Genomic DNA, 12,802 nt, shown 5'->3' with positions numbered 1-12,802 from the left:
CTTACCGCTCGACTTGCATGTGTTAAGCACGCCGCCAGCGTTCGTCCTGAGCCAGGATCAAACTCTCCGTTGAAGACTCTCGAAACACTCCCGAAGGAGCGAATCAGAATAATCTAAAGACTAGAGTCCGAAAACCTAGCAATGCCGAACACCAGCAAAAGTTTGCTGACATTCAAAATGTCCGACCTCGTCAACCGGGGGGTATGAGAGGCCGGAACCAATAATAATATTGGCACTGACATTCATCGACACACTATTGAGTTCTCAAAGAACACACGCACAAGCATCCACCCGCAACATTTCGTACGGGCTTCAGCAGGGCAACTGTTCCAACCTAGCGCAGCCAACCCAATCGAAGCAAATTCGGAAGGAGTGAGTCTGGCTAGATGATCAATCAGGCGCTCTGCGTCACCGCGTCGCTCTGACTCGAATAAAGTTACGCACCGACGAACGCGAAGTCAAATCGCCTGGTCAGACAGGCTATTTCGGCGTATCGACGCGCTCGACCCGGCCACCGAGCGCCTGCATCTGCTCGACGAACTTCGGGTAGCCGCGGTCGATGTGGAAGACGTCGTGCACTTCGGTGACACCGTCGGCGACCAGACCGGCCAGTACGAGACCGGCGCCGGCGCGGATGTCGGAGGACCAGACCGGCGCGCTGGACAGCCGCGGGATACCGCGGACCACCGCGTGATGACCATCGGTGCGGGCATCGGCGCCGAGCCGGATCATCTCCTCGACGAAGCGGAACCGCGCCTCGAAGACGTTCTCGGTGATCATTGACGTGCCGTCGGCGATGGCGGCCAAGCCGATGGCCATCGGCTGCAGGTCGGTCGGGAAACCGGGGAACGGCAGCGTCGCGAAGTTCACCGCGCGCGGGCGCTCCGGCTGCACGACGCGGAAACCGTTGGGCTCGTAGGAGATCCGCGCGCCTGCCGAGCGCAGCTTGTCCAGCACCAGGGCCAGGTGCTTCGGGTTGACCCCGGTGACCCGGACATCGCCGGTGGTCATCGCCGCGGCGATACCCCAGGTGGCGGCGACGATGCGGTCACCGATCACGCGGTGGGTGGTCGGCGACAGGCTCTTCACGCCCTGCACGGTGAGCACCGAGGAACCGGCGCCCTCGATCCGCGCGCCCATCTGCACCAGCATGTTGCACAGGTCGACGATGTCGGGCTCACGCGCCGCGTTGTCGATGACCGTCTCCCCCTCGGCCAGCACCGCGGCCATCAGGATGTTCTCGGTCGCGCCGACGGACGGGAAGTCGAGGCGGATGCGCGCGCCCTGCAGCTCGTCGGCACGGGCAACGACGCAACCGTGCTCGATCTCGCTGGTCGCGCCGAGCAGGCGCAGGCCCTGCTGGTGCATGTCCAGCGGACGCGAGCCGATCGCGTCACCGCCGGGCAGCGCGACGACCGCGCGCTTACAGCGCGCCATCAGCGGACCGAGCACACACACCGAGGCGCGGAACTGGGTCACCGCCGGGAAGTCGGCGTGGTACTTGGGCTCCGGCGGGGTGACGATCGTGCAGACCGAGCGGTCTCCGCTCTCGTCGTCGGAGATCGTCACGTCGCAGCCGAGGCCACGCAGCACCTCGGCCATCAGCGGGACATCGAGGATGTCCGGGCAGTTGGTGATGGTGGTCGTACCCTCGGCCAGCAAAGCGGCGGCCATCAGCTTCAGCACGCTGTTCTTCGCGCCGCCGACCGCGACCTCGCCGACGAGCTGATTACCGCCGGAGACCAGAAACCGTTCGCTCACCCCGCCAGCTTATCGACCGTTGCCCGGCGACACGCCCCCCGACGCCAAACCGACCGATCCTGGCGCCACCGAGTCGCTTTCAGCGCTCGGCTCCGCCGCCCGGCTGCCACAGCACATCGCCCTCGGGATTGGTCGCGCGGCTCAGGATGAACAGCAGGTCCGACAGGCGATTGAGGTATTTGGCCGGCAACACGCTGGTGTCGTCGGGGTGTGCCTCGACCGCGGCCCACGCCGACCGCTCGGCGCGTCGCACCACGGTGCGTGCCGTGTGCAACAGTGCGGCAATCGGCGTGCCGCCGGGCAGGATGAACGAATTCAGCGGTGCCAGACCCTCGTTGAACTCGTCACACCACTTCTCCAGCCGATCTATGTAGGGCTGGGTGATGCGCAGCGGCGGGTACTTCGGCTCGGCGACGACCGGCGTCGACAGGTCGGCGCCCGCGTCGAACAGATCGTTCTGGACTTGGCGCAGGACCGCGAGAACCTCGGGTTCCGGCGCGCCGAGCGCGACGGCCACGCCGAGCGCCGCGTTGGCCTCGTCGCAGTCGGCGTAGGCGACCAGGCGGGGATCGGTCTTGGGAACGCGGGAGAAATCGCTCAGGCCGGTGGTGCCGTCGTCACCGGTGCGGGTGTAGATCCGGGTGAGGTGGACACTCACGGCTGGCCTCCTCGGGTGCGGCGCGCGCGGTCGGACGGGCGGGACTCCATCCAGGACAGAAAAGCCGCCATCGATCCGCGGTCGAGCGCGAGCTCGAAGCTGTTGTGCGGATCGGTGACGGCTACCACCACGATGTCCTCGCTCATGATGTCGAATTCGTCGCCCTGGGGCGCGCGGCGTTCGACGATCTCGAGGCCCTGCCGGTGCACGGTGCTGTCCGGACCGAACTTGAGGCTGGTCAATTTGAAGAAGACGAGGCGATCCTCGTCGTAGCGGATGAGACCGTGCCGCCAGCCCTGGCCGCCGCGCGCGGGCAATACCCGCAGCAGCGCGGCCGTGCCGCCCCGGCGCAGCATCACCAGCCGGTAGGTCGATGCACCTGCTACGAACACGAGCGTCAGCACCAGAATGATCAGCAGAACCATCCCGGTTTGCAATGCCGTACGCCCTTTCGCTCAGCTGGTGTCGAAGACACCCCCGTCGCCATTCAATCACGCCCGTCGTCGACCACTTCGGCGGGATCGGAATTACCGCCGAAAACAGCACTGTCGGCGACGAACCGGAGTTCGTCGCCGACAGTGTGGTGTTCGGGGACCAGATCAGGCAGTCACGGTCGCCTCGACCGCGCGCACCTGGCCCTGCGCCACGCGCAGCTCCACCTCGGTGGCGCTCGCGTCGGCCAGCACCTTGCGCGCCGCGTCGACGTCGACCTCACCCGCGAGTTCCGCGGACTCGGCCAGCACCCGCACGGTGTCGGCGGTGACCGAGAAGAAGCCGCCGTGCACCGCGGCCACGATCCGATCGCCGTCGGTCGACACGATGGTCACCGTGCCGCCTTCGACGAGCTGACCCAGCAGCGGCTCGTGGCCCGCCATGATGCCGATCTGACCTTCGGTGGTCTGCGCGCTGACGAACGTCGCCTGGCCGGACCAGAGCTTGCGTTCGACGGCGACGAGATCAACTGTCATTTCCGCCATGGTGGACTACTTCCCGGCGATCTTCTTCGCAGCGGCCTCGACGTCGTCGAGACCACCGCAGGAGTTGAACGCCTGCTCCGGGAAGTGGTCGAACTCGCCCTTGCAGACGCGATCGAAGTCGTCGATGGTCTGCTCCAGCGGCACGACCGAGCCCGGCTGACCGGTGAACTTCTCGGCCACGATGAAGTTCTGGCCGAGGAACTTCTCCAGACGACGGGCGCGGCCGACGAGGACCTTGTCCTCTTCGGAGAGCTCGTCCATACCGAGGATGGCGATGATGTCCTGCAGCTCCTTGTACTTCTGCAGGATCCGCTTGACCTCGTTGGCCACCCGGAAGTGACGGTCGCCGACGATCGAAGCCTCGAGGATACGAGAGGTCGAGGTCAGCGGGTCGACGGCCGGGTAGATGCCCTTCTGCGAGATCGGGCGGGAGAGCTCGGTCGTCGCGTCCAGGTGGGCGAAGGTGGTCGCCGGCGCCGGGTCGGTGTAGTCGTCGGCGGGGACGTAGATCGCCTGCAGCGAGGTGATCGAGCGACCACGGGTCGAGGTGATGCGCTCCTGGAGCTCACCCATCTCGTCCGCCAGCGTCGGCTGGTAACCCACGGCGGAGGGCATACGACCCAGCAGGGTCGAGACCTCGGAACCGGCCTGGGTGAAACGGAAGATGTTGTCGATGAAGAGCAGCACGTCCTGGTGCTGGACATCGCGGAAGTACTCCGCCATGGTCAGCGCGGACAGGGCCACGCGCATACGCGTGCCCGGCGGCTCGTCCATCTGGCCGAAGACGAGGGCGGTGTCCTGGAGGACGCCCATCTCTTCCATTTCCAGGTGGAGGTCGGTGCCCTCACGGGTACGCTCACCGACGCCCGCGAACACCGAGGTGCCGGAGAACTCGCGAGCGATACGGGTGATCATCTCCTGGATCAGAACGGTCTTACCGACACCGGCACCACCGAACAGACCGATCTTGCCGCCCTTGACGTACGGGGTCAGCAGGTCGATGACCTTGACGCCGGTCTCCAGCATCTCGGTCTTACCCTCGAGCTGGTCGAAGCTCGGGGGCTTGCGGTGGATGCCCCACTGCTCGCCGTCGCGGCCGAGGCCGGGCGAGTCGAGGCAGTCGCCGAGGGCGTTGAACACGTGGCCCTTGACGATGTCGCCGACGGGCACCGAGATCGGCTTGCCCGAGTCGGTGACGGTGGCACCACGGACCAGACCGTCGGTGGGCTGCATCGAGATGGTGCGCACGATGTTGTCACCGAGGTGCTGGGCGACCTCGAGGGTCAGGGTCTTGGCCACCGACGCGAGCTTGATGTCGGCGTTGAGAGCGTTGAACAGCTCGGGGATGGCGCCACGCGGGAACTCGACGTCCACGACGGGGCCGATGACACGGACGACGCGGCCGGCGGTTGCGCCCGCCTTGCTCGCGTTGTCCTGAGTGACAGCTGCGGTCATTAGATTGGTTCTCTTCCTGCGCTTCTAGTCGCGGTCCGAGCTCGACGCCAGCGCGTTCACGCCGCCGACGATTTCGCTGATTTCCTGCGTGATCTGGGCCTGACGCACCGAGTTCGCCTCGCGCTGGAGCACACTGGCCAGCTCGTTGGCGTTATCGGTCGCCGCCTTCATTGCGGTGCGCCGAGCCGCGGACTCGGATGCCGCTGCCTCGAGCAACGATGCGTAGATACGCGTGTTGACGTACTTGGGCAGCAGCGCGCCCAGCAGCACATCGGCGTCCGGCTCGAATTCGTACTGCGCCGTGACCACCGCGTTCGGCGAATCCGAGACGATGTCCTCGCCGAGCTCGAACTTCTCGTCCACGAAGCTCACCTGGATCGGCGCCAGGCGGCGCACCTCCGGGTTCTGGGTCAGCATCGAGACGAACTTGGTGTACACGATGTGCAGTTCGTCGACGCCCGCGATGGTGCCCTGGCCGTCCAGCGAGGGCACCTCGCTGTCGGAGCCGGCCATGAACGCCTCGACCAGGTGCTGGCACGCGGCCGACGCGTCGGTGTACTTCGGCTGCTGGGAGAAGCCGGTCCACGACGCCTGGAAGGGACGGTTGCGGAACTTGTAGTACGTGAGGCCCTTGTTGCCCATCACGTACAGCACCGGCTCCTTGCCGTCGCCACGCAGGGTGGTCATGAGCTCCTCGGCGCGCTTGAGCACGTTCGAGTTGTAGCCACCGCACATACCGCTGTCGCTGGTGATCACCAGGACAGCGGCCCGACGAGCGTTGGGACGCTCGGTCAGCAGCGGGTGCGACAGGTTCTTCGAAGCGCTCGCGAGCTCGCCGAGGACCTTGGTGATCTCCTCGGCGTACGGCTTGGCCGCCGCGACCCTGGCCTGGGCCTTGGAAATTCGCGAGGTCGCGATCAGTTCCTGAGCCTTGGTGATCTTCTTGATCGAATTCACACCACGAATGCGGGAGCGCAATTCGCGCAAACTTGCCACTAGCGGTTCACACTCCCTTCATTCGCCAGATCGGTAATTGCCGACATCAGTCCTGCCCGGCTTACTTGTCGACGTGCTTGCGGGTGACCGACAGCGACTCGACCTCTTCGTGGTCCAGATCGCCGGCCGCGGCCTCGTTCACGACACGGCTGCCGTCGGAGGCCAGGAAGCCCTCCTTGAACTTGTCGGTCTCCGACTTGATCGCGTCGGCGGCCTCGCCGTCGAGCGGCTTGCGGCCACCCTCGAGCGCGTCGAAGGACGACTGGGTCGCGCTGTGCAGGTGCTCCAGCAGCTCGGCGGTGAAGCGACGCACGTCGCCGACCGGCACCGAGTCGTAGTAGCCGGCGTCGACCAGGTAGATCGAGACGACCTGATCCTCGACGGCGACCGGGGAGTACTGGTTCTGCTTGAGCAGCTCCACCCAGCGGGCACCGCGCTCCAGCTGCGCCAGCGAGGCGGCATCCAGGTCGGAGGCGAAGGCGGAGAACGCCTCCAGCTCGCGGTACTGCGCCATTTCCAGACGCAGCGAACCGGCGACCTTCTTCATGGCCTTGGTCTGGGCGGCGCCACCGACACGGGAGACCGAGGTACCGACGTTGATCGCCGGGCGGACACCCTTGTTGAACAGGTCGGACTCGAGGAAGACCTGGCCGTCGGTGATGGAGATGACGTTGGTCGGGATGAACGCCGAGACGTCGTTGGCCTTGGTCTCGATGATCGGCAGACCGGTCATCGAGCCGCCGCCCATCTCGTCGGACAGCTTCGCGCAACGCTCCAGCAGACGGGAGTGCAGGTAGAAGACGTCACCGGGGTACGCCTCGCGGCCCGGCGGACGACGCAGCAGCAGCGAGATGGCGCGGTACGCCTCGGCCTGCTTGGTCAGGTCGTCGAACACGATCAGGACGTGCTTGCCCTGGTACATCCAGTGCTGGCCGATGGCCGAGCCGGTGTAGGGGGCCAGCCACTTGAAGCCGGCGGAGTCGGAGGCCGGGGCCGCGACGATGGTGGTGTACTCCATCGCGCCGTGCTCCTCGAGCGCGGTCTTGACGCCCGCGATGGTGGAGCCCTTCTGGCCGATCGCGACGTAGATGCAGCGCACCTGCTTGCTGGGGTCGCCCGACTCCCAGTTCGCCTTCTGGTTCAGGATCGCGTCGACGGCGACGGCGGTCTTGCCGGTCTTACGGTCGCCGATGATCAGCTGACGCTGGCCGCGGCCGATGGCGGTCAGCGCGTCGATCGCGGTGATACCGGTGGCCAGCGGCTCCTCGACCGGCTGACGCTCCAGCACGGTCGCGGCCTGCAGCTCCAGCACGCGGCGATCGTCGGCCTCGATCTCGCCCAGGCCGTCGATGGCCTGGCCGAGCGGGTTGACGACGCGACCGAGGAACTTGTCACCGACGGGAACCGACAGCACGTCGCCGGTGCGGCGGACCTGCTGGCCCTCTTCCAGCGAGGCGTACTCGCCGAGGATGACGGCACCGATCTCGGTGTCCTCGAGGTTCAGCGCGACGCCCAGGACGCCGCCCGGGAACTCGAGCAGCTCGTTGGCCATCGCCGAAGGCAGACCGCTGACGTGCGCGATGCCGTCGCCGGTGTCGGTCACGAGGCCGACTTCTTCGATGGAGGTTTCCGGGGTGTAGCTCTGGGTGTAGCTCTCGATCGCGCTACGGATCTCGTCGGAGGAGATCGTCAGCTCCGCCATGTTGTTCCTGCTCTCGCTGTGGTCTCGAATGTCGGGGGTTGGAGTAGAGCTGCTGGCTAGGACAGCGCCCGGCGCAGCTTCTCCAGTCGGCCGGTGGCGCTGCCGTCGATGACGTCGTCTCCGACGCGCACGACGACGCCGCTCAGCAGCGTCGGGTCGACCTGCACGTGCACGGTGACCGCCTTGCCGTAGATCCGCTGCAGGGAAGCCGAGAGCTTCTCCTTCTGCTGATCCGACAGTTCGACCGCGGCATGCGCGTGGGCGACGATCTGGTCACGACGGGCCGCCGCCAGATCGGACAGGGCGCCGAAGGCGACGCCGATGTTGTTGGTCCGCAGTCGGGTCACCGCCTGCTCGGCCAGCGTCAGGGTGATCGGCTCGGCCTTGCCGGTCAGCAGCCGCTCGATCAGCACCCGCCGCGCCGAGGCAGGCTTGCCCTGATCGGACAGTGCCTGCTCAAGCTCCGGGTTGTCGGCGATGATGCGACCGAGCCGGAACAGCTCGTCCTCCACCGCTTCCAGCCGGCCGCCGTCGGCAGCGGACTCGAGCAGAGCCTCCTGCCCGAGCAGCACCAGGGTGTCGACCAGATCGCGGGTGCGCGACCAGTTCTGGGCCACCGCGGTGGTCAGCACTGCCTGCGTGGCAGCGCTGACCTTGCCGCCGAAGATCCGCTCACTGAGTTCAGCGCGCGCCGAACCCGGCACCGACACGTCCGCGAGCGCCACACGCAGCGAACGCTGGTCGTCCAGCACGGCGACAACGGCGAACAGTTCCGACCCCGTTGTGGCCGCAACAGTTTCGCTTCCGGTCAGAGCGGCCCGAAGCGCCTCCCGAGACCGGGAGCTGGCCTCGCGGCTCGCTGCGTACATGCTTCTCACTTTCGCGTCGTTACCTTCCGGCCCCGATGGCGGTGGTGTCGTCGAGTTCGCTGAGGAACTTGTCGATCGACGCCGCCTGCTTGGCCTCGTCCGAGACAGACTGGCCGATGATCTTCTCGGCCAGGTCGACAGCCGTGCGGCCGACCTCGGAGCGCAGCTCGGTCAGGATCTGCTGGCGCTGGGCTTCCAGCTGGGAGTGACCGGCGGCGACGATACGGTCGCTTTCGGCCTGGGCGTCCGCGCGCATCTGCGCGAGGATCTGCTGACCCTGGGTGCGCGCATCCTCGCGGATACGTGCGGCCTCGAGCCGGGCGTCGGCAAGCTGCTGCTGGTACTGCTGCAGCGTCTGCTGTGCCTCTTCCTGAGCGGCTGCGGCCCTGGCGATACCGCCTTCGATCTTGTCGGCACGCTCATCGAGTGTCTTGGTCACACGCGGGATCACGTATTTCCAGAAGAGCACGCCGATGATGGCGACGCAGACGATCGACCAGACGATGTCGTACGTTTCGGGAATGAGAGGATTCACATCCTCTCCCCCTTCGGCAGCGAGCGTGATGAGTTCGCGCATCGGAATCAGAAGATGAAGCCGGCGACGAGGCCGATCAGCGCCAGGGCCTCGGTGAACGCGATACCGAGGAACATGTTGGTCCGGATCTGGCCGGCCAGCTCGGGCTGACGGGCGAAGCCCTCGATGGCCTTACCGACGACGATACCCACGCCGATGCCGGGGCCGATCGCGGCGAGACCGTAGCCGATGGCGCCGAAGCCCTTGAAGGTGCTCTCGGTGGTCGCGGCTTCCTGGGCCAGGTAAGCGAGGCTCATGAGTCTTCTTTCCCTTTCTGTTGCTCACCCGCCGGTCGGCGTGTGTAGCAGGTTTGGCAGTACTGGTGTGGATTCAGGTCAGTGGTCGGCGGCGTGCTGCGCGAGGCTGATGTACACCGCGGTCAGCAGGGCGAAGACATACGCCTGCAGGAAGATGACCAGCAGCTCGAACAGCGTGAAGCCGATGCCTGCCAGCAGCGAGAAGGGCGTGAAGACCTTCATCCACGCGGTGGCATCGAAGAGGAAGAACCAGGTGGCGCTGAAGAACAGCACCAGCATGATGTGGCCCGCCAGCATGTTGGCCATGAGTCGGACGGTCAGCGTGAACGGCCGCAGGATGAAGGTCGAGACGAACTCGATCGGGATCAGCAGCACGTGCAGCGCGGGCGGCACATCGGGAACGACGATGCTCGACCGCATGTACTTGAAGAAGCCGTACTTGCGGATACCCACGTAGTTGAACGCGATGTAGGCGATCGCCGCCAGCACCAGCGGCATGCCGACTCGCGCATTCGACGAGATGTTCAGGAACGGAACAATGCTGGAGAAGTTCAGGAACAGAACCGTGAAGAAGATCGTCGCGATCAGCGGGAGGAACCGCTTACCGGTTTCCTTGCCGAGTACCTCGTCGGCGATCTGCTCCTTGACGAAAACCACCGCGGTTTCCATCACGTTCTGCAGGCCGCGCGGCACGATCTTCGGCGAGCGGAAAGCCAGCACGAAGACGAGCACCACAACGGCGGTCATCAGCAGCCGGATCAGCATCAGGCGGTCGAGTTCGAACGGCGTACCCTCGAACAGCACTGCTGGAGGGAAGAAGTCGGACAGCGATGGCGCGTGGAACTCGCCCGCCGCCAAAGTGATGACGCTCAGCGTTCTCTCCCGTGTTCGGGCCGCGGGTACGACGGTCATTCCCGCGGTTCGATCGGACATTGACGATCAATGGGGTCGACTCTGGTCGGCTCGAAATTCGACAGTTGCTCGTACGGTGTAACGCGTATCGGCTTCTGTTCGGGCGTCGGCGACATCGTCGACATGCTTCAACCGGGCACATTCCACCCGGATCGGCAGTAAGCATAGCGGCACCGGGCAGGATCTTGGCGATCCCCCCTGGTAACCCGAGGCATTGCCCCGAGTCATCCTGGGCAGCGCCTCCAGCTTGGGTGCTTGCTTACCAACACTTTACCAAGCTATCTACGACAGTGTGTAGCTGGGTGGGATTATTCCTGCTCGGAAGCCGTTTCGTCGTCTCCCGCGCGTGTCGTGACATACGGAACCTTCACGCTCACAACGCCGTACGTCTCGGCGCCGAGCACGATCAGCAGGGCGCCGACCACGGTGAAGAACAGCGTGGGCCTGCTGTAGAAGTCGAACTGGTTGAGCACACCGACGATCACCAGCGCGATCAGCAGCTTGCCGACCCAGCTGACCAGCATGACCAGGCCCGCCGTGCTCGGCGGCAGCTTGGCGCCGAGCAGCACGGCCACCACGGTGGTGAGGATGAACCCGCCACCGATGGCCGCGCCGAGCAGCGCGCCCCACAGGCCAGGCATCCCGGCCACCGCGGTGCCGATCGCCACCGAGACGACCACGAGGACACCGAGCCCGATCAGGCCGTAGCGCAGCGCGGTGCGCAGGGGGGCGTCGGGGCCTGGCACGGGGTTCGGAGTAAAGCTCACGGCCGGTACTTTACCTTCGGCCACTTCTCAGTGGTTGGCCGACTCCACCCGGCGCATCGATGGGATCGCGGTCACTACCAGGGCGAACACCAATCCACCCGCCACCAGCAGTACCACCAGCCGCCGATCCATCAGCGAGGTACCCACCGCGCCGAAGGCGAGCACGCCGACCCACAAATAGATCAACAGCACAACGCGTCGCTGAGAATGTCCGATCTGTAGCAATCGGTGATGAAGATGCATTTTGTCCGGTGTGGAGAAACTCACCCCGGCGCGCACACGGCGCACGATCGCCAGCAACAGATCGAGCACCGGAATGAACATCACCGCGCCCACCAACAGCAGCGGCGAGAGCAAACCCACAATGTCGCGCGGGCCGTACCCCTGCAGCGGAATTCGGCCGGAGGCGCCGGTGGAAACCGCGGCCAGCATCAATCCGATCATCATCGAGCCGGAATCGCCCATGAAGATTCGGGCCGGCGAGAAATTGTGCGGCAGAAATCCGAGGCACGCGCCGGCCAGCGCGGCGGCCAGCAACGCGGGCGGATAGGTGTCGACCGAACCGCCCTGGTCGTAGAGCAAACCGACGGAGAACACGAAAACGGCGCCCGCGCAGATCAAGCCGAGGCCGGCGGCGAGGCCGTCCAGGCCGTCGACGAAGTTCATCGCGTTCACCAGGGTGACGGTGATGCCCACCGTCACCAGGCCGCCCTGCAACGCGTCGAGGACGACGGTGGTGTCGTTGAACGGGTCGTAGATCACGTACCAGCTCAGGCCCATCACGGCCATCACGCCCGCGGCGGTCACCTGCCCGGCGAATTTGGTGAGCGCGTCCAGGCCCCAGCGGTCGTCGACGATGCCGACCAGCACGATGATGGTCGCCGCGACCAGCACCGCCGGAATATCGGGCGCGTAATCGAAACCGCGCCGCAGTGCGGGCAATTGGTGTGCGAACAAGACCGCGGCGACCACGCCGACATACATGCCGACACCGCCCATCCGCGGAATCGGCGTCACGTGCACATCGCGCTCACGCGGAATCGCGACCGCGCCGAACGCGATGGCGAGCACCCGGATGCCGCCGGTGGCCAGGAAGGTCACCGTGGCGGAGACGAGCAGCACGAGCACCAGCTCGCGCAGGGGAACGACCGTGCTCATCGGATGCGTGCGATCACCGCTGCGCGGGGCTGCTCAGGGCATCCGGCGCCATGCCGAGGACCTCCGCGATATCGGCCACCGCCACCGCACCCTCCCGCAACACCCGCGGCTGATCCGCGGTCAGATCGACGATCGTGGAGGCCAGCGCGTGCTCGGCCGGGCCACCGTCGAGATACACACTCGCCAGCGAACCCAACTGCTCGCGCGCCTGCTCGACGGTGCTGGCCGGGGGCTGCCCCGACACATTGGCGCTCGACACGGCCAGCGGGCCGACCTCACGCAGCAGTTCCAGCGCCACCGGATGCAGCGGCATCCGCAGCATCACCGTGCCGCGGGTATCGCCCAGGTCCCAGGCCAGCGAGGGCGCGGCCTGCACGACCAGGCTCAGCGCACCCGGCCAGAACGCCCGGATCAGCTCGCGCGCCTGCGGGCGCACCGAGAACACCAGTCCATCGATGGTGTGCCACGACCCGACGAGCACCGGGACGGGCATGTCGCGACCACGGCGCTTGGCCGCCAGCAGCGAGCCCACCGCGTCGGAATCGAACGCGTCGGCCGCGAGGCCGTACAGCGTATCGGTGGGCATCACGACCAGCCGACCGGATTTCAGCGCGCTGGTGGCGGCGGTGAGGCCCGCGGCCCGAGACGCCGATTCAGCACAGTCGTAGACGGTACTCACGCTACATTCGCCTCTCCGCGATTCTGCCGGTCTTCGG

General features: G+C 66.1%; 14 protein-coding genes and 1 rRNA gene. All 15 read right to left on the bottom strand.

Translation table 11 applies throughout. The annotated features are described in order from the left end of the window. A 16S ribosomal RNA gene (locus AB0L91_RS17990) occupies positions 1 to 73 on the bottom strand; the annotation flags it as partial. Between the two features lie 407 nt (positions 74 to 480). Then, positions 481 to 1,761, bottom strand: coding sequence for a UDP-N-acetylglucosamine 1-carboxyvinyltransferase (gene murA / locus AB0L91_RS17985; protein WP_355284674.1), 1,281 nt, complete (start codon positions 1,759 to 1,761; stop codon positions 481 to 483). A gap of 79 nt (positions 1,762 to 1,840) precedes the next feature. Beyond that, positions 1,841 to 2,419, bottom strand: coding sequence for a cob(I)yrinic acid a,c-diamide adenosyltransferase (locus tag AB0L91_RS17980; RefSeq protein WP_355284671.1), 579 nt, complete (start codon positions 2,417 to 2,419; stop codon positions 1,841 to 1,843). After that, the gene (locus AB0L91_RS17975) at positions 2,416 to 2,844 is read right to left on the bottom strand and encodes a DUF2550 domain-containing protein (protein ID WP_355284668.1); all 429 of its coding nucleotides are present in this window, start codon (positions 2,842 to 2,844) and stop codon (positions 2,416 to 2,418) included. Before AB0L91_RS17975 ends, AB0L91_RS17980 begins: the two co-directional genes overlap by 4 nt. Positions 2,845 to 3,018: 174 nt before the next feature. Then, complete coding sequence (locus AB0L91_RS17970; RefSeq protein WP_218721182.1) at positions 3,019 to 3,396, bottom strand: F0F1 ATP synthase subunit epsilon; 378 nt, start codon at positions 3,394 to 3,396, stop codon at positions 3,019 to 3,021. A 6-nt stretch (positions 3,397 to 3,402) separates the two neighbouring features. Further along, on the bottom strand, positions 3,403 to 4,851 hold the full coding sequence (gene atpD, locus AB0L91_RS17965) for a F0F1 ATP synthase subunit beta (protein WP_355284665.1): 1,449 nt from the start codon (positions 4,849 to 4,851) through the stop codon (positions 3,403 to 3,405). Positions 4,852 to 4,875: 24 nt separating this feature from the next. Continuing rightward, positions 4,876 to 5,847, bottom strand: a complete 972-nt coding sequence (locus AB0L91_RS17960) for a F0F1 ATP synthase subunit gamma (protein ID WP_355284662.1) — start codon at positions 5,845 to 5,847, stop codon at positions 4,876 to 4,878. Between the two features lie 61 nt (positions 5,848 to 5,908). After that, entirely contained in the window at positions 5,909 to 7,549 is a 1,641-nt protein-coding gene (atpA, locus tag AB0L91_RS17955; RefSeq protein ID WP_110041744.1) for a F0F1 ATP synthase subunit alpha, read from the bottom strand. Positions 7,550 to 7,605: 56 nt separating this feature from the next. Continuing rightward, positions 7,606 to 8,418 (bottom strand): F0F1 ATP synthase subunit delta, encoded by an 813-nt coding sequence (locus AB0L91_RS17950; protein WP_365011110.1) that lies wholly within the window; start codon positions 8,416 to 8,418, stop codon positions 7,606 to 7,608. 19 nt (positions 8,419 to 8,437) lie between these two features. After that, a complete protein-coding gene (locus tag AB0L91_RS17945; RefSeq protein WP_355284656.1) occupies positions 8,438 to 8,995 on the bottom strand; it encodes a F0F1 ATP synthase subunit B in 558 nt (185 codons plus the stop codon). A gap of 5 nt (positions 8,996 to 9,000) precedes the next feature. Then, entirely contained in the window at positions 9,001 to 9,249 is a 249-nt protein-coding gene (locus AB0L91_RS17940; RefSeq protein WP_019045404.1) for an ATP synthase F0 subunit C, read from the bottom strand. Between the two features lie 78 nt (positions 9,250 to 9,327). Further along, entirely contained in the window at positions 9,328 to 10,161 is an 834-nt protein-coding gene (atpB, locus tag AB0L91_RS17935; RefSeq protein ID WP_218721212.1) for a F0F1 ATP synthase subunit A, read from the bottom strand. A gap of 308 nt (positions 10,162 to 10,469) precedes the next feature. Further along, positions 10,470 to 10,928 (bottom strand): hypothetical protein, encoded by a 459-nt coding sequence (locus AB0L91_RS17930; RefSeq protein WP_355284651.1) that lies wholly within the window; start codon positions 10,926 to 10,928, stop codon positions 10,470 to 10,472. A gap of 27 nt (positions 10,929 to 10,955) precedes the next feature. Then, positions 10,956 to 12,086 carry an MraY family glycosyltransferase gene (locus AB0L91_RS17925; protein ID WP_355284649.1) on the bottom strand — a complete coding sequence of 377 codons (1,131 nt, stop codon included), beginning with the start codon at positions 12,084 to 12,086 and terminating at the stop codon, positions 10,956 to 10,958. A gap of 13 nt (positions 12,087 to 12,099) precedes the next feature. Further along, on the bottom strand, positions 12,100 to 12,765 hold the full coding sequence (locus tag AB0L91_RS17920) for an L-threonylcarbamoyladenylate synthase (protein ID WP_355284646.1): 666 nt from the start codon (positions 12,763 to 12,765) through the stop codon (positions 12,100 to 12,102). Positions 12,766 to 12,802 lie beyond the last annotated feature (37 nt).

The sequence above is a fragment of the Nocardia sp. NPDC051833 genome (genome assembly GCF_040681225.1).
Taxonomy (GTDB): domain Bacteria; phylum Actinomycetota; class Actinomycetes; order Mycobacteriales; family Mycobacteriaceae; genus Nocardia.
Note: the sequence above shows the minus strand (reverse complement) of the source record. Positions and strands in the feature narration are given on the sequence as shown.